Here is a 17,455-nt window from a genome sequence, read left to right on the forward strand (position 1 = left end):
TCTTGGTGGCGAAAGGCTACTGGGAACCGTGTTTTTATTTAGAGTGGTAAAATTGAAGCGAAGAATCTGGACGATCTTAATTGCTATAAGGGGGTTAAGAAATGCAAGCCATGGATTTAGACTGGTGTTTTCGGCTCGTGGTGGCGGCAATTTGTGGTGGTTTTATTGGCTACGAGCGCTCGGCCCGGCTGAAAAATGCTGGAATTCGGACGCACATTATCGTAGCTTTAGGAGCTGCCTTAGCTATGTTAATCTCTAAATATGGTTTCTACGATTTGTTACAACATCCTGGAATTGGGTTAGACCCTTCCCGGATTGCGGCGCAAATCATTAGTGGGATTAGTTTTATCGGTGCCGGAACCATCCTAGTGCGGGGCGCCGGTGTTAACGGCCTAACTACCGCCGCCGGGGTGTGGGCCACTGCCGCGGTCGGGATGGCAATTGGCTCGGGATTGTACTTCATCGGAATCGCGGCCGCCCTCCTAATTGTGGCCTCGCAGTCCTTGTTCCGGGACAATTTAGTTTTAAAGTATTTATTACGACACAAACATTTTCACTGCCAGATTTTATTAAAAAATGACGCTACGACTTTATCAACGATTCACGCGATTTTTCATGACGTGGGGTTTACCCGGAACACATTTTCCATCAGCAACGTAACCACCGAGCGGATTACGGTGGAATTGGAAGGGGTTTTAACTGACAAGCAAGATATTGACGCAGTTTTAATGAAAATTGCGAAGAATCCGGCGGTCGTGGAAGTTCAGCGGGAAGATTAGGCGCAGGATTTGTATGAGTTTGCTGGCTGGTCAAGGCCGTAAAGATTAGTAGTTTAAGCACTACCCGAAGGATGGAAAAAATATAAAATCATTTGGGTGTGCTGACTTTATTAGCATCAAAAGTGCTTCTTGAGGATTTTTAAGTTCTGAAGAAGCACTTTTTTAGTTGGTAAAACTTTCAAGTTTAAGAATCGGTATATACATCTTAAAGGTGATAAAGATTGTGTGGAGATAGGGTTACTAATGCAAACCATTTTTAATTAAAAAATGGCAATTTAACGATTGTCTTTGGTTAGATAAAGGTTATACTTTATTTGTAAACGTTTACACTTGTTGAAGTTAGATGGGATTTATCTGATGAGGAGATGGATGTAATGGCAGCGAATATTTTAATGACGCGAATTGATAATCGTTTGGTACATGGACAAGTCGGGGTGACCTGGACCAGGGCGGTAAAGGCCAACTTAATCGTGGTGGCTAATGACGACGCGGCCAATGACGAACTGCAACAAAAGTTGATGGCCACCACCGCGGATTCTTCCGGGGCGGACATTCGATTTTTTACGATTGAAAAGACGATTAACGTGATCAACAAGGCTGCGGATCGGCAACACATTTTTTTGGTGGTAAAAACGCCTGGTGACTTGCTTAAGTTAGTGGAGGGCGGCGTGCCCGTTAATAAAGTTAACGTGGGCAATATGCATTTCGCGCAAGGTAAACGAGAAATCACCAAAAAAGTTTACGTTGACGATCAAGACGTTCACGACCTCCTCGCAGTAGCCCACCAAGGAATTGAAATTTTTATTCAAGATTACCCGGGGGAAAAACAATATCCGATTACCGAACAGTTATTGAAATAACAGCTAGTTAGTGTAAAGGAAGTGATTTTAGCCCCCCAATTTTATGACAATATCGCTAAACGTGCTCAGTAACTTGAGTATTCGGGCTTAGCCAATTAGTTTTAAACATACCTGACGATTCAGCTACTGCGCGCTGCTTATCAAGAGAGGTGAAAATAAATGTCGGTTACTCTCACACAAGGTATTTTAATTGCGATTTGGGCAATGATTTCCGGCCTTGATGCTTGGCTGCAAGCCTTATTCATTTTCCGGCCCATCATTGTCTGTACGATTACTGGTTTGATTTTAGGAGATTTACAATTGGGGGTTATTGCCGGCGGGCTGACTGAATTAGCCTTTGCTGGACTAACTCCGGCGGGAGGAACTCAACCGCCTAACACAGTTTTATGCGGGATCATGACCGTAGTAATTGCGGCCACGAATAATACTAACCCCACCACCGCGATTGGCTTATCGTTGCCATTTGCGATGCTCATGCAGTATATTTTGCTATTCTTCTATTCATCATTTTCCCTATTCATGTCTAAATTTGACCAATACGCAGCGGAAGGCAATGCCCGTGATTTCAAACGGCTTAATTTTATTCCGCTAACGATTGTCATCGTTTCGTTTGGCGTGGTAGCTTTCCTCAGTGCCTACGCTGCGCAAACTCCAATGCACGCTTTAGTAAATTCGATGCCGCATTGGTTGACTCACGGCTTTGAATTGGCTGGTGGGATCTTACCTGCGGTTGGTTTTGCAATGCTGCTTAAGGTAATGCTGAAACCTAAATATATGCCGTACTTAGTCTTGGGATTTGTAATCGCCAGCATGATTCCATTTTCAAACGTGTTACCGGTAGCGTTGATCGGGGGCGTTTTTGCCGCGATTGAATACTTCCGGACCCGGGAAAACATGGCTTTAAAGGCCCAAATCAAGGACCTTTCTGCCCGTTCGCAAGGAGGTGGCATGGACGATGGTATCTAAGAATAAAAAATCCATTTTCAGCAATCATGAAATTTCAATGCTCGGTATTCGTTCTAACCTAGTACAGGCTTCGTTTTCTTACGAACGGATGCATTCGCCAGGATGGACGTGGGCACAGCTGCCCTATTGGGAGAAAATTTATCGTGACGATCCCGAGGGGTTAAAGCGGGTAATGACCGACAACATGGAATTTATTAACAGCTCGCCACCGTTATACCCCATTCTCATGGGGCTGCTGTTAACCATGGAAGAAGAGCACGTTGATTCTACCACTATTAAGGGGTTGAAGAACGCGTTGTTCGGGCCGATGGCTGGAATCGGGGATGCAATTTTTTGGTTCACCATTATGCCGATTGTGGGCGGGATTAGCGCTTCAATTGCTAAAAACGGAAACGTCTTTGGTCCCATCCTCTTCTTCGTGGTTTACCTCTTCCTCTTCTGGTCCCGGGCGCCCCTGGCTCATCTTGGGTACAACCTAGGAACCAAAGCCATTGACGTAATCCAAGAAAATTCGACGGTCATTTCGCACGTTGCTTCTATTCTGGGATTGACCGTAATTGGTTCCCTAATTGCGTCGTACGTAAAGATGCAATTGACTATTAAAATTGGGGCCGGGAACACCGTTATTGACCTGCAAAAGCAACTTCTAGACAAGATTTTTCCCAACATTTTGCCATTTGCCTTTGTATTCTTACTGTTTTGGTTGCTGCGAAAGAACATTAGCCCGATTTGGTTGATCGTGGTGACCTTTGCCTTGTCAATTGTTATGGCGGCAATTGGTTGGATGTGATTAGCGAATAAAACGGAGATAATTGATGAACGAGATTAAAGTAATTGTTAGTGGCCACGGCAAATTTGCGTCTGGAATTCAAGCGGCCCTAAGTTTACTGATTAAGGTGCCGGAAAATTGGCGATTTATTGATTTTACGACCGGGATGAGCGACCAAGATTTACATCAAGAATTCATCCAAGCCTTAGGTGCTGCACCTTTTGAGGAAACCGTGTTCTTTACTGATTTAGCTGGTGGAACGCCGTACAACGTGGCGGCTACTTTGGCAGCAGACGCGACGCAATTGCAAGTGGTCGCGGGATGTAATTTGGCTTCGTTGATGGAAACCATGTTCCAAACGTTTGGGAACGCGCACCAGTTGGCCAACGCCTTAATTAGCACCAGTCACGCAAGCATTAAAAGGTTTGACCCAAACGCTCCGATTAGCCGAAATGCGGACCTGGATGATGGGATTTAGCAGGGGGAACTCGGCAGATCGACGGAGCGGCATTTTCGAAATGGGTTGGTTTAAATTGCTCTGTGCACCAACGTTTAAAAACGAGACCGTGATGATTGAAAAAGTATTAAATTGGAGAGGTTGTTAAATATGGATACCATTGGAATAGCGGTGATCGTAATCGCGATGATCGCTGGAGGTATGGCAATTAAAATCTATCAAGAGCGACGATACTTTTACCTAAGCACCTTTTTTTATAAAGAACCACAAAGCAGCAACGTATTGTTTTTAGGGAAAAGCGGGCGATATATTTTAAACCGGACTAAGGTTAGCGAGGCTAACCAACAACCAGCTAAATTTATTATTGATGAAGGAACTTTCACGGTCACTGCCGACCAACTGCTTTTGCAAAGTCATGACGGGCTAGTGATCACTTATGACAATGTGCGTAACCTAGTGATGAACAAGAATCCGCACGTGCGACGACAGAGTCCAGCGGTGTCAGATTTAAAAACCATTGAAATGAAAAACCATCGATTAATTGTTGCCCAACAACCGTTAAAAAGACTGGGCGACCACCGCGCTAAAAGCGTGGTTTCAGTACGAAAAATGCTGGGGCAGGCGTAGGTCGGTTAGCAGCCACGTCGGAATATTTCTGGGAATCTTCGCGGATTCTGTGAGTTTTATTATATTGGTTAGGAAGAATTGGGCTTTAGTTTAGCGTCTGCCTTGGGGTGGGCGTTTTTTTGTGGGGAGAATTTGCAAATTTTAGATGTTAAGCCCACCTTTTTAAAAGAAAATGTATAATACAATTAGTAAAAATTAATTGCAGGTGTAAAAATGGCTAACGTAAATGATCCAGTTGTAGAAAAAATTTCATTTAATAAAAACGGGTTACGATTGTTAGATGAAAGAAATGAACAGCTTTTATTAGACTACCCAACTGTTTACATTATTTATGCAGAAAACAAAGATAGTTATAGCGTTTATGTTGGAGAGACGAATAATATTAAGCAGCGAACAAGAGAACATTTTCAAGAGATGCGCTATGCTAAAAGATCCAAAATGTTTGTGGTTGGACATGAACATTTCAATAAATCATTAACACTGGATATAGAAAACAAGTTAATGCTCTACATGACTGGTAGTAAAGCCGTTAAAAATTTATCCAACAAGCGGGCTAACCCGCAGTATAAATATTTTCCTGTAGAAGAGATGAACGCTATTTTTTCAAAAATATGGCGTCAGTTACATAGAGAAAACAATCAATTATTTCCGGTTGAGGAGGTAATTGAAGAAAATGCGCTATTTAAAGCTTCCCCTTTTCACAAGTTGACAGAAGAGCAAATGAATGCTGAAATCACTATTCTGGATCATATAAAGCAAGCGCTTAACGAAGAAAAAGAGAATCAATTAATTCTAGTGGAAGGGTCAGCAGGTTCAGGGAAAACAGTGTTACTAAGTTCATTATTTTATTTGCTTAGTGGGCAAGATGAAGAATTTAAAGGGAAAAGTTCCTACATGTTAGTGAATCATGATCAGCAAGTGAAGGTCTATAACAATATCGCTAAAAAACTAGGTATCCAAAAGAAGTTTGATGAAAAAGTAATGAAGCCTACAAAGTTTATCAATAATTTTACAGACAAGGCGGATATTGCTTTAATTGACGAAGCTCATCTTTTGTGGACGCAAGGAAAGCAGTCTTATCAAGGGAAAAACCAGCTTAACGATATTATGGATCGTGCTAAAATTACTATAGCAGTTTTAGATCCACATCAAATGCTTAGAACTCAACAATATATTGAAGGGCAAACGTTAAAAAAATTAGAGAACCGGGCTAAGAAGAATGGCCATTTAATTAAATTAAGAAATCAATTGAGAATGAACGCAGCAAAAGATACTGTAAAATGGATTAAAATGCTAGTTTATGGAAATAGAATAACTAATTTACCAAGGGATGATAAAGATTACGAACTGAAAATCTTTAAGAGCCCAGGTGAAATGTATAAGGCAATCAAAGAAAAAAATCGAGACCAAAGTAAGGGGCTTTCCCGAATGTTGGCTACGTTTGACTGGGAGTTTAAAGAAAAACGGGACAAAAATCACGATTTATATCAAGTAACGGTAGAAGATTTTAGCTTGCCGTGGAATCTACAAACCAAAAGCAATGATAAGAATTTATCCTGGGCTGAACGACCAGAAACAATTAATGAAGTAGGGTCTACCTACACAATCCAAGGGTTCGACTTGAATTACAGTGGTGTAATTATTGGTCCGTCAGTCAAATATCGTGATGGTAAAATCGTTTACGATCCTAATGCTAGTGCGAATAAAAATGCGGTATCAAATCGCACGTTAAGTGATGGAAGCAAAGTGAAGGTATATAATCAGCTATTACCCAACGAGCTAAATGTGTTGTTAACTAGGGGAGTTAACGGGCTTTATATTTATGCCGTTGATGATGAATTAAGAAAAGTATTGCTAGCAGCTCAAAATCAGGAAATACAAAATTAATGTAAAACATTACAAATTTATAGGTTGATAAATTACTAATTAATAAGAGGTTGAATTCTAATTTGAATTTCAACCTCTTATTTTGTTGGATTTTAATTTTTTAAAAAAGATTCACGATAAACCATCGCAATCGGGGCAATGATTTTTTGCGGCTCTGTGGGAGTACTTTGTCCTATGTTTTGTAATAGAATGTCAACAGCTTGTTCAGCTAGTAATGTTGTGTTTTGGTGGATAGTTGTTATGGTTGGCGTTGCAATATTGGCGATTGAAGCGTCATCGAAACCAATTACGCTAAGTTTTTGGGGGACTGCAATGTGTAATTTAGCAGCTGCTTTAACAACCATAAAAGCAATGTAATCATTAATTGCGAAGATTCCTAAGGGTTGTGGGTCAGAAGAATGTTCGATTAAGAATTCTTCCAACAATGTATTTTCTTCTAAATATTGATTTGAAGACACATTCAACCTAAAAACATGCTTTTCGGGATTTTTAATATTAGTTTTCTTTTTAAGGGTGTCGATAAAACCGTGAGTCCGCTCTCTAGTTGGTGAGTAATTTGTTTTTGACAAAATCAAATAGGGATCTCGGCCATCTGTGATGATTTCATTGGTGGCTTTTTGTGCTCCCGCATAGTGATCAGATTTAATGATGTTTTCGTTATCAGATTGAGGAGCTCGATCGATGTAGACAATGTTTTTATTTTGGCTGGCTAAATCAGCGTTAATGCTGTCAGTAGCTGAAATGATAATTATTCCCTCTACCATCAATTCTTTTAGAACTTTTAGATAATTTTCTTCCTGAAAATAATCCCGCTCGGTATTACAAATAATGGTTGTGTATCCTGCTTTAAATAAAAGTCCTTCACATTTTTTAACTATTTTTGAATAGAATTCATTTCTTATATCAGGTACTAAAATTCCGATTAATTTTGTGTGTCCGGTTTTTAACGTGGAAGCAAGCCGATTGGGCTGATAATCTAGCTCATCCATTATGGCATGAATTTTATTTCTGGTAGCAATGCTAATATTACCAGTATTATTAATGACCTTGGAAACGGTAGTTTTAGAAACCCCGGCTCGGTTAGCAATGTCTTGAATGGACACTTTATTTTTCATGGTTATAAAATACCTCCAAAAAAATATTGACAAACATTATAGATGGCTGTTACACTTATCCTGAAATTAAGGTTACCGGTAACCTTAATTAAACAATATTATACGTATAATAATATCACTTATTTAAAAATCTTTTTAGGGGGAACGGTATCCCCAAGTTGAGGAGTAAAATTATGGACTTATTTGATATTGATATTTACGCAGATGGTGCAGTTGTAGACGATATGGTAGAAGCTAAAGAACAATTAAACGTTAAGGGATTTACCACTAATCCTAGTTTGATGAAAAAAGCTGGAATAACTGATTACATGAAGTTTGCCAGAAAAGTTATGAGTACAGTTGGTGATCTTCCAATATCATTTGAAGTATTTTCTGATGATTTTAAAACCATGAAAATGGAAGCGCTTAAATTGGCAGAATTAGGAAAAAATGTTTTTGTGAAAATTCCGATTACCAATACCAAGGGTGAATCATCAGTTCCTCTAATTAAAGAGCTGTCAGAGCAGGGTGTTTCAATCAACGTTACCGCTATCTTAACAATAGATCAAGTTAAAGAAGTAGTTCCCGCATTTAGTGAAAATACTACAAACATTGTTTCAGTCTTCGCTGGGAGAGTCGCTGATACAGGCGTTGATCCAACAAATTTAATGAAAGAGTCTGTACAAGTGGTTAAAGAAAGCAAAGGAAACACTAAGCTATTGTGGGCTAGTTGTCGAGAAGTACTAAACATTAAACAAGCAGCTGATTTAGGAGTAGATATCATTACGGTGACAACTCCTGTATTAAAAAAATTAGGCATGGTAGGAAAAGACTTAAAGAAATTATCCTTAGAAACTGTTCAAGGTTTTAATAACGATGTAAAAGATTTGGGATTTTCAATTATTTAAGCTGGACTAAAGGAGGAAAACAAATATGATCTTGTCCGCTATTTTAGTTGCAATTCTTGCGACAATTTCGCAATGGTGGTTTTTTGCACCCATTACGCGATGCATGACGTATCCGCTAACTACTGGTATTTTAGTTGGAATATTTATGGGCCACCCTATGTTAGGGATGCTAGCAGGAGCAAATATTCAATTAGTATATCTAGGATGGATTAACGCCGGGGGTGTGATGCCTAGTAACACTATGGTAGCTGGTATATATGGGACGGCGCTAACAATTTTATCTAGTGCTAGCCCAAAGTTGGCAGTTACATTTGCGATTCCGTTTAGTTTACTAGGGTTACTAATGGTCCAAATTTATCAAACGCTAAACTCATTTTGGGTACATAGAGCAGATAAAGCACTGGCCGAAGGTAACGTAAATCAAATTCGATTTTTAAATTTTGTTCCATCATTTATTGTGTCTTTATTGGTATATGGATTGCCAGCATTTTGCTTGGTATTGTTTGGTAAAGGCTGGGCGACAGCACTAATCAATGCGATTCCTGAAAGCTTAACCACAGCTTTAGAAGTTGTTGGTGGTCTAATGCCGGCACTTGGAATCGCAATGCTATTAAGCTATTTAGGAAAGAAGAGTTTAAACGCATATTTCTTCATTGGATTTTTCCTAGCAGTTTATCTAAAACTTGATACAACGGCAGTAGCAATCTTTTCAGCAGCAATTGCCTTTTTGATTTTTGTTAGTCAAACAGCGAAAAAGAAAGAAGATAGCCCTAAAGAAAAGAAGGTAAAACGCTTGACGTTGAATAATCGAAAAGGAGCTACTGAAGCAGTTCAACCAGCTGCTAACTCCACGGATAGCGCAAGTGTGATTACTACTGACGATTACAAAGTTCAATTGAATAAACGGGATTTGATCAAGACGTGGTTATGGCAACAATCAGATGAAGCTGCTTATAATTATGAACGTTTGCAAGCTTTAGGACTTACTAACATGATGTTGTATCCGATTCGGAAACTTTATAGTGATCCTCAAAAGCAAGCCGAAGAATTGAAAAAGTACATAGTGTTTTTTAATACAGAACCACACATGGTTGGCCCAATTATTCACGGAGTGGCTTTATCAATGGAAGAAGCTCGAGCAAATGGACAAAACGTTAGCGCAGAGGATATCAACGGTGTTAGAACTGGACTAATGGGACCAGCAGCAGGGATTGGTGATACAGTCCAACAAGGAATTATTTTTCCGATTTTAGCTAGTATTGGTGCAACAATGGCTTTGGATCATAACTTTATTGGCCCGGTCTTCTTTACGGTAGTTTTTGAAGCAATTATTTACACGATTGGTTACCTGATGTTTATGTTTGGCTATAAGAAAGGGAAGAGCTCTGTAATTACCATTTTGAAGAATGGAATCATCGATAAAGTTACAAATGCTTTCAGTATTGTAGGTTTAATGGTAGTGGGGACTATGGCAGCAACCCGGATAACGGTGGATACGCCGTTAGTTTGGTCAATCGGAAAAAGCACGATGAAGTTACAAGAGATTTTGAATACGCTGGCTCCGGGATTAATACCGTTAGCAATTACTTTAATCGTTTGGCGTTTGGTTGCCAAAAAGGTTAACCCAACGTGGATAATTCTTGGAATTTTTATAATTGGTATTGCTCTTTCATACCTAAATCTTTTAGGAGTAGTTAAGTGAGGAAATTATGGTAAAAATATTTTTAATTAGTCATGGACCATTTAGTAAAGGACTTTTAGAAAGCATTGAAATGATTGCTGGACCTCAAGAAGGCATTACCTCTCTATCTTTAGAGCGTGGAGAGAATCCTGAGGAGTTTCGGAATCGGTTACAAGAAAGCTTATCTGAAAATTACGATGCAACTAATGGAGTTTTAGTGCTCTGCGATTTAAAGGGTGGAACGCCATACAATTCAGCAGCATATTTAAGTCAAAAATTTAAAATGAAGTTGATTACCGGAATGAACGTACCAATGGTGATTACCTTAGTCACGACGAGAACTGCCGAAACATCATTGGATGAGTTAGCAACGTTAGCTACAAGTTCAGAGTCGACAAATATTGAAAATGTAAATTTGAATTTTAAACAAGGAGGAAGAAAACATGGAAAACTTAGTCTTAACAAGAATTGATGATCGGTTAATTCATGGGCAAGTAATGACTGCATGGATTAAGAACAAAGGTGCGGATCAAGTAGTAATTGTTGATGATGGAGTAGCCAAGGATGACTTTATGATTAATGTTTTAGAAAACGCGGTACCTGATAATATTGCAATTGGAATCTTTTCTAAAGAAGACGCGGTAACTTTTTTCTCAGAACCATTAGAAGCACCCACCATTATTTTGGCTAAAACCCCCCAAACGCTAGAATATATGGTTGATAACGGCATTAACATTGATGAAATTGATTTAGGTGGTATGGGAGCCAAGGAGGGGCGCGAGCGGCTTTATCATACTATTTCAACTAATGCAGAAGAAAATGAATCCTTTAAGCGTTTAATTGAAAAAGGCGTGGACGCATTTATCCAAATTATGCCACAAAATGAAAAAGTGAACCTAAAAGATATTCTAAACAAATAATAGTGATGAACCCTTAGATTCAGAGACTTCAAGGCGGTGACGCTTTGAAGTCTTTTTATATATCATAAATTGTCATCTACAGGTGACAGTTAGTAATAAGCACGGACATGTTCCAAATGAAATAATATGGTTGTGGCCATGAAGAAGAAGGTGAAACGGGTGGATAAAAAAGAAACACAAATAATTTATTCGCTAGCTAAAAGTGACGCATATGTGACATCAAACCAACTTGCTTCGTTACTTCATGTATCAAATCGATCGATAATTAGAATGATTAAAAGAATAAATTCAAATACGGGAGGAGAATTAGTACGTTCTAAGAAGGGACGCGGATACAAACTTAATTACGAAGCATTTTTAAGAAATGCGCATATATTGAAAAATTTTAAAGCGTATTCTCCTATAGAACGAAGAAAAGAAGTTTTATTAAAACTGCTGTTTAAATCGCCGGAAAAAATTGGAATTAACACATTATTTGAAAACTTTTATATTAGTGAATCTGTTGTTAGTACTGATATAGCGATATTAAAGCAACAGCTAAATAAAAAAGGAGTGCTGTTGATTAACAGAGACCGAACGCTAAGGGTACAGGGAAACGAATCGACAATCCGAAAATTAATAATTCGACTAGTTAATAAATGGGAGGTGGATGATTATAGTTCAATTGGGACAGAAATACCAAATTTAGCTAAACGAGATCGGGATTTCGTTGTTGGACAAATGGATTATATCGAACATAAACTGCGGTCTCCGATCTCTTTCCCGTATAACGTGAACCTTTTTTATCATTTATGTATTTTAATTAAACGATATAAAAGTAAAAATATAAAGTTTGAATTTGGAGAACCAATTAGCACCGTAGAAAAAGAAATGCTAGAAAACAACCAAAAGTTATCGGCAGTAGCTGGGCACATTGTTGATACTTTGGGAGATTATATTAGTTTAAAAATGCCTCTGATTGAAAAATATTACATTTTTCAATATTTGAATTCTGCAAGGTTAATCTCTGAATCTAAAGATAAAGAATTAAAGTTCATTAATTTAACTAGGCTACTTCTTAAAAACATTTCTGAAATTTTAAAGATAACCATTCAAGGAGATGGCATTGAGGAAGATTTATTGCTTCATGTGGAGCCAATGTTTAAGCGAATTATAAATGGTATAGAAATTAAAAATCCTATCTTAGAAGATATTAAATTGGAATATCCAAATATTTTTCAATCTACCGAAATAGCAATGAAAAAAATATTCCGAGAATACTATAGTAGCAACGTTTCTGATGATGAAATTGGTTTTGTTGCTATATACATTGCAAAATTTATTGAGCAACACGGACATAATATGAAGGCACTAATAATGTGTTCCAGCGGTATAGGCACTTCTGAGCTGTTGAAAGTAAAAATAGAAAAAGAGCTTCCTAATTTGGTTATTGAAGATGTGATTTCTTTTAGAATGTACGAGAAAAATAAAGAAAAGTGGAATCGTAAAGTGGATTTGATTTTAACTACAATTGCAACCAACGAAAAGGTTGTTGATAAACCAATCGTATTAGTGAATGCGATGTTTACGAAAATAGACAAAATAAGAGTTGAAAAGTTGATTGAAAGGTTAAGCCAGAAAAATGGAAAAGACAATTTTAAACCAAGTGATTGATGAAAAATTAATTGAAATGAATTTGAAATCAAATACGAAAGAGGGGGTAATAAGAGAATTATCGAAAAGATTATATGAACAGGGAAATATAAATGATTTAGAAGCATTTGTGGAAGACGTCTTATTACGTGAAAAGGAAGGAATTACTGGACTTGGACAAGGAGTAGCTATTCCCCATGGTAAGTCGAAGTCAGTTATTAATACTACGATTGCGATTGGTAAAAGTGAACATGATATCCCATGGGAAACGTTAGATGAAACGCCTATCCGAGTGGTAATCCTGTTTGCAGTTCGGGATACTGATGCAAGCACTGTTCATATTAAATTGCTCCAAAATGTCGCCAGATTCTTATCAGACGATAATTTTATTAATGATTTACACAATGCAAAAACTAAAGACGATCTTTTGAAATTACTAAAAAATTCAAAGGAAGGAGATGGATAGTTGATGAAAATTGTTGGTGTAGCAGCATGTACGTCGGGAATTGCCCACACTTACATTGCTAGAGAAAAAATAGTAAAGGCAGCTCAAAAATTAGGATATGAGATTCACATGGAAACTCAAGGAACAATCGGTACGGAAGATGAGCTAACAGCTACAGATATTAAGGAAGCAGACTTTGTTTTACTAGCCGTGGATATTAAGGTTAACGGAAAAGAACGGTTTACTGGTAAAAAAGTTGTTGAAGTACCTACAAATACAGCAATAAAAGCACCTACCAAATTATTGAAAACAATTGTTGAGAAGTTAGGCCTTAACGGAGGATAAAGCTATGAAAAAGTTGCAACTTAAAAAGCATGCAATGACTGCGATTTCATATATGCTTCCTCTTGTGGTGGCTTCGGGTTTATTAATCGCTATTGGAAATTTAACTGGAGGACATGAATTAACTAATTTTAATGGTAGTTATGGTATTCCATCTGCTTTAACAACGTTAGGCGTTTGGGGGATGGGATTGCTTGCACCAGTGATTTCGGCAGCAATTGCCTATTCAATTGCTGATCGTCCGGGGATTGCTCCAGGTTTATTAAGTGGAATGATTGCTTATAAAATCGGTGCAGGATTCTTAGGCGGAATGTTGGGTGGATTTATTACCGGATGGATTGTGTTGCTTCTGGTGAAATATATAAAAGTACCGAAATGGGCAGAAGGTTTAAAACCGATGATGGTGATACCACTAATTTCATCAGTAATTATGGCAATCCTAATGTTTTATATAGTAGGACAGCCCATTGTACTAGCAACGAATGCTTTAACGGAGTTCCTTAATAGTATGGAAGGTTCAGCACGCTTCATTTTTGGATTTATCTTAGGTGGAATGGCGGCCTTTGATTTTGGAGGGCCGGTTAATAAAGTTGCATCGCTATTTGCAGATGGGATGCTGTTACAAGGCGTTCAACAACCAGAAGCAGTAAAGGTAATGGCGTCAATGATTCCTCCTTTTGGAGTGACGCTATCATGGGTACTATCTAAGCTTATTCACAAAAATATTTATACAACCCAAGAAATTGACAATATCAAAATCGCTTTTCCAATGGGAATTGTCATGATTACAGAAGGAGTAATCCCCATTGCAGCAGTAGATCTTTTTCGAATGATACTAAGTTGTAGCTTTGGTGCTGCAGTTGGTGGAGGTTTATCAATGTCATGGGGTATTAAAAGTCCTGTTCCATCCGGTGGGATGTTCATTGTGCCGGCAATGAATAAACCTTTGCTATTTATACTGGCATTGTTAATCGGTTCAGTAGTTACTGCTAGCTTGCTAATTCTTCTCAAGAAGAATATAAAAACCCAGAAATCTGAGACAACTGTTGTAGAGGAAGAAGAAAATATTGACTTAGACGATATTAAAATTAATTGAATGGAGGAAAGCGATGCTCGTTTCGATGAAAGATATACTAAGTGCTGCTAATCGAGGAAAATATGCGGTACTAGCTATAAACTGCTTTAATTTGGAAAGCGCTTGTGCAACGGTCAAAGCAGCTGAAAAAAGACGATCGCCCATCATTATTGATTTACTGCAAGAACATATGGAAAAGCATATTGCGAAAGAAATATTATTACCTTCAGTGGTGAAGATGGCAAAACTGGCTACTGTAGACGTAGCGATTAATCTTGACCATGGTAAATCGGTAGATTACGTAAAAGAGTGCATAGTAGATGGATTTACAGGCGTTATGATTGACCAGTCAGAAGGAAATTTTAAAGATAATGTTCGAATTACAAAAGAGATTATGGACTGTGCCCTACCTAAAAATATTGGTGTGGAAGCTGAAGTCGGTAATATGGGAGCCGTGAAGAATAACCAATTTACAAAGCAGGAGATGTATACCGATCCAAAGGAAGCAATCAAATTTATTAGGCGAACAAATGTAACCGCTTTAGCGATATCGTTTGGCTCATCCCATGGTGTGATGCCTAAGGATTTTATTCCAAAGTTTAACTTTGATATCGTCAAAGAAATTAAGAAGGCAACGGGAATTCCGCTCGTTATGCATGGTGGATCAGGATGCGGAAAAGACAATATTGCAAAAGCCGTTACAGTGGGAATAAATAAAGTTAACGTAGGGTCAGATATTTTAAAAGCACAATCGGAAGCTGTCTATGTACAACAACAAGAGGATAGATATATGGATTATGTAGATTTACTGCAGATAACGATGACCGAAGCTGAAAAGGCTGTTGATGAATATATCAATGTTGTTGGCTCAACTAATAAGACATCAGTAACTTTATAAATTTAAAGTTTGTAATAAAAATTGGAGGAAAAATTTTATGTTAATTAATATGAATCAATTGTTATCAGTGGCTAAGAAAAACAATTTTGCTGTAGGAGCTTACAATGTATCTAATGCGGAATTATTAAAATCTGCTGTTGAGCAGTGTGAAGAAGACAATGCTCCAGCAATTATAGCCGTACATCCAACAGAAATGGCCTATGCAAAAGATGACTTCTTTGCATACGTATTACAACGAATTAGAAATAGTAAAATACCATTTGTATTACATTTGGATCATGGTGATACTTTAGAAAATGTAGCAAGAGCGATTCACAATGGTTTTAGTTCAGTAATGATTGATGCTTCATTAGAAGAATGGCAAAATAACGTTGACATTACAAGAAAAACAGTTGATATGTGTCATTTAGTTGGAGTATCAGTAGAAGCAGAATTGGGTACAATCGGACAAACTGGAAATCATATTAAAGAACATTTGCAAAATGGAATCTATACTAAGCCAGAAGATGCAGAACGCTTCGTAGATGAAACAGGAGTAGATACCCTCGCGGTGGGAATCGGAACGGCACATGGAATTTATCCTACTGATGTTGAGCCTAAAATCAGAATTGATATTCTAAAGCAAATTACGGATGTTGTTGATATACCTTTAGTTTTGCATGGAGGATCTTCAAACCCAGATAGTCAAATTGCTGATGCCGTACACAATGGTATTTCAAAAGTTAACATTTCATCGGATTACAAATATGCATTCTTTAAAGAAGCGCGTAAAATTCTCAAAGAAGATGATGGCTGGGATCCAAATAATTTGTTCCCTAAGGCAATTGAAGCAGCTAAAGAAGTAGTACATCACAAAAATGAACTCTTTGACTCGCTTGATAAAGCTGATCTTTACCAAGGGATGGATCCTTGGAGGGGACAGTTGTTGTAAGGGAATGATACAAAATATTAAAGAGTAGCTATTAACACAAAATCGTTGCTTAATTTTAATGATTAGGCAATGATTTTTTGTGTGGCTTTAGTACTTTTAAATCACGCGAGAAACTTACTTCTGGAAAGTTTAGGGAGATAATTTTGCAATAAATAGCCAAATAAAAGCTCTGGTCATACCTTAATCGCTAATTGACTCTCCTTAACAATCTTGGTATATTCCTTTTAGATTAAAGAAAACGCTTTCTAAAAAGGAGAATCACAATGAAAAAAGCACGGTGGAAGTTGTTACTCGCGGGACTAGCATTATTAGGTGGAATTAGTTTAGATCAAAATATTATTTCAGCTAACACCACCATCCGGGTGGGAACGTATAATTTAAGGGCGCCTAAGAAAAACGACACTAATAAACAAAAAGACCTGTTGGAAAATGATCAAGTAGAAATCGCTGGAACTCAAGAGATTAATTATAAAAATCACCGTTTTTCAGGTAAAAGTAAATATAATACGTTAACTAACTTCAAGGATGATTACTTTAAGAACATTTTTTACAGCAACGCAATTGATTTCGCGGGAGGTGGGTATGGAATTGCAACGGTATCCGCTTTGCCACTGAAAGATTCTAAAACTGTAAAGCTATACAGTAGTGAGGCTGGGAAACATCTCCAAAAACTAAAAAAGGCCTATCGTGAATATAATCCAGATAAAAAATCAACGGTGAAAAATTTGGATAAGTTAACTGCCAAGTATGGTAAAAAATTAGTTGAGCCCCGGGTCTATCAGCGTTCGGTTATTGAAAAAGACGGCAAAAAAATTGCGTTTTATAACACTCACTTAAGCTACGAGTCGACGAAGATTCGGCAAAAGCAGTTTAAAGCGTTGGCAAAGGCGATGAGGAAGGATAACACTCCTTATAAGGTTTTGGTGGGAGATTTTAATGCTGATCAAAATACTACAGAGTGGAAAACTTTCAAGAAGAATTTCAACATTACCAACGGTAAAGATGGAATCTGGCGGGATACCTTTATTGGAGAAGATCCAACCATGAATGTTAATTCGATTGATAATATCATCACAAGTAAAAATATCAGTATTTCTAATATCCATACTATTAAATCGACAGCGTCAGATCACGTTCCGTTGGTTGCAGATTTGACGCTTAAATAAAAAAGTTAAAAATTCTTA

Annotated in this window: 19 protein-coding genes; 18 read left to right on the forward strand and 1 reads right to left on the reverse strand. The window is 37.8% G+C overall.

Annotated features, from left to right (window positions below; all coding sequences use genetic code 11):
• Positions 1 to 101 precede the first annotated feature (101 nt).
• The 7 genes from HMPREF0623_RS07070 to HMPREF0623_RS07100 all read left to right on the forward strand — a co-directional run bounded on the left by HMPREF0623_RS07070 (position 102) and on the right by HMPREF0623_RS07100 (position 6,345).
• Positions 102 to 779, forward strand: a complete 678-nt coding sequence (locus HMPREF0623_RS07070) for an MgtC/SapB family protein (protein ID WP_004166496.1) — start codon at positions 102 to 104, stop codon at positions 777 to 779.
• A gap of 365 nt (positions 780 to 1,144) precedes the next feature.
• The gene (gene agaB, locus HMPREF0623_RS07075; RefSeq protein ID WP_004166497.1) at positions 1,145 to 1,639 is read left to right on the forward strand and encodes a PTS galactosamine transporter subunit IIB; all 495 of its coding nucleotides are present in this window, start codon (positions 1,145 to 1,147) and stop codon (positions 1,637 to 1,639) included.
• 159 nt (positions 1,640 to 1,798) lie between these two features.
• Complete coding sequence (gene agaC / locus HMPREF0623_RS07080; protein ID WP_004166498.1) at positions 1,799 to 2,605, forward strand: PTS galactosamine transporter subunit IIC; 807 nt, start codon at positions 1,799 to 1,801, stop codon at positions 2,603 to 2,605.
• Positions 2,595 to 3,395: a PTS galactosamine transporter subunit IID gene (agaD, locus tag HMPREF0623_RS07085; protein ID WP_004166500.1), complete on the forward strand. Its 801-nt coding sequence runs from the start codon at positions 2,595 to 2,597 to the stop codon at positions 3,393 to 3,395. Before agaC ends, agaD begins: the two co-directional genes overlap by 11 nt.
• 25 nt (positions 3,396 to 3,420) lie before the next feature.
• Entirely contained in the window at positions 3,421 to 3,852 is a 432-nt protein-coding gene (locus HMPREF0623_RS07090) for a PTS sugar transporter subunit IIA (RefSeq protein WP_004166501.1), read from the forward strand.
• Positions 3,853 to 3,981: 129 nt separating this feature from the next.
• Positions 3,982 to 4,458, forward strand: coding sequence for a hypothetical protein (locus HMPREF0623_RS07095; RefSeq protein ID WP_002830628.1), 477 nt, complete (start codon positions 3,982 to 3,984; stop codon positions 4,456 to 4,458).
• Between the two features lie 213 nt (positions 4,459 to 4,671).
• Positions 4,672 to 6,345, forward strand: coding sequence for a DUF2075 domain-containing protein (locus HMPREF0623_RS07100; protein WP_004166502.1), 1,674 nt, complete (start codon positions 4,672 to 4,674; stop codon positions 6,343 to 6,345).
• A 92-nt stretch (positions 6,346 to 6,437) separates the two neighbouring features.
• Here the strand turns inward: HMPREF0623_RS07100 and HMPREF0623_RS07105 are convergent, their stop codons facing one another.
• Positions 6,438 to 7,460, reverse strand: a complete 1,023-nt coding sequence (locus HMPREF0623_RS07105) for a LacI family DNA-binding transcriptional regulator (RefSeq protein WP_002830626.1) — start codon at positions 7,458 to 7,460, stop codon at positions 6,438 to 6,440.
• Positions 7,461 to 7,633: 173 nt separating this feature from the next.
• On the opposite strand from HMPREF0623_RS07105, the gene HMPREF0623_RS07110 reads away from it, so the two are divergent.
• From HMPREF0623_RS07110 to HMPREF0623_RS07160, 11 genes are all read left to right on the forward strand, one after another.
• Positions 7,634 to 8,347, forward strand: coding sequence for a transaldolase (locus HMPREF0623_RS07110; RefSeq protein ID WP_002830625.1), 714 nt, complete (start codon positions 7,634 to 7,636; stop codon positions 8,345 to 8,347).
• Between the two features lie 25 nt (positions 8,348 to 8,372).
• The gene (locus HMPREF0623_RS07115) at positions 8,373 to 10,049 is read left to right on the forward strand and encodes a PTS system mannose/fructose/sorbose family transporter subunit IID (protein ID WP_004166503.1); all 1,677 of its coding nucleotides are present in this window, start codon (positions 8,373 to 8,375) and stop codon (positions 10,047 to 10,049) included.
• A 7-nt stretch (positions 10,050 to 10,056) separates the two neighbouring features.
• Entirely contained in the window at positions 10,057 to 10,500 is a 444-nt protein-coding gene (locus HMPREF0623_RS07120) for a PTS sugar transporter subunit IIA (RefSeq protein WP_004166504.1), read from the forward strand.
• Entirely contained in the window at positions 10,472 to 10,948 is a 477-nt protein-coding gene (locus HMPREF0623_RS07125) for a PTS system mannose/fructose/N-acetylgalactosamine-transporter subunit IIB (RefSeq protein WP_004166505.1), read from the forward strand. Before HMPREF0623_RS07120 ends, HMPREF0623_RS07125 begins: the two co-directional genes overlap by 29 nt.
• 159 nt (positions 10,949 to 11,107) lie before the next feature.
• The gene (locus HMPREF0623_RS07130) at positions 11,108 to 12,601 is read left to right on the forward strand and encodes a BglG family transcription antiterminator (protein WP_229785792.1); all 1,494 of its coding nucleotides are present in this window, start codon (positions 11,108 to 11,110) and stop codon (positions 12,599 to 12,601) included.
• On the forward strand, positions 12,570 to 13,046 hold the full coding sequence (locus tag HMPREF0623_RS07135) for a PTS sugar transporter subunit IIA (protein WP_002830621.1): 477 nt from the start codon (positions 12,570 to 12,572) through the stop codon (positions 13,044 to 13,046). The genes HMPREF0623_RS07130 and HMPREF0623_RS07135 overlap by 32 nt, the downstream gene beginning before the upstream one ends.
• Before the next feature lie 3 nt (positions 13,047 to 13,049).
• Positions 13,050 to 13,370, forward strand: coding sequence for a PTS fructose transporter subunit IIB (locus HMPREF0623_RS07140; protein ID WP_002830620.1), 321 nt, complete (start codon positions 13,050 to 13,052; stop codon positions 13,368 to 13,370).
• 4 nt (positions 13,371 to 13,374) lie between these two features.
• Positions 13,375 to 14,463 (forward strand): PTS fructose transporter subunit IIC, encoded by a 1,089-nt coding sequence (locus HMPREF0623_RS07145; protein WP_002830619.1) that lies wholly within the window; start codon positions 13,375 to 13,377, stop codon positions 14,461 to 14,463.
• Positions 14,464 to 14,476: 13 nt separating this feature from the next.
• Complete coding sequence (locus HMPREF0623_RS07150; RefSeq protein WP_002830618.1) at positions 14,477 to 15,340, forward strand: class II fructose-bisphosphate aldolase; 864 nt, start codon at positions 14,477 to 14,479, stop codon at positions 15,338 to 15,340.
• 37 nt (positions 15,341 to 15,377) lie between these two features.
• Complete coding sequence (locus HMPREF0623_RS07155) at positions 15,378 to 16,271, forward strand: ketose-bisphosphate aldolase (protein WP_002830616.1); 894 nt, start codon at positions 15,378 to 15,380, stop codon at positions 16,269 to 16,271.
• A 263-nt stretch (positions 16,272 to 16,534) separates the two neighbouring features.
• Positions 16,535 to 17,437: an endonuclease/exonuclease/phosphatase family protein gene (locus tag HMPREF0623_RS07160; RefSeq protein WP_002830615.1), complete on the forward strand. Its 903-nt coding sequence runs from the start codon at positions 16,535 to 16,537 to the stop codon at positions 17,435 to 17,437.
• The last annotated feature ends 18 nt before the right edge of the window (positions 17,438 to 17,455 follow it).

Origin of the sequence: Pediococcus acidilactici DSM 20284, from assembly GCF_000146325.1 — a bacterium.
Lineage (GTDB): Bacteria > Bacillota > Bacilli > Lactobacillales > Lactobacillaceae > Pediococcus > Pediococcus acidilactici.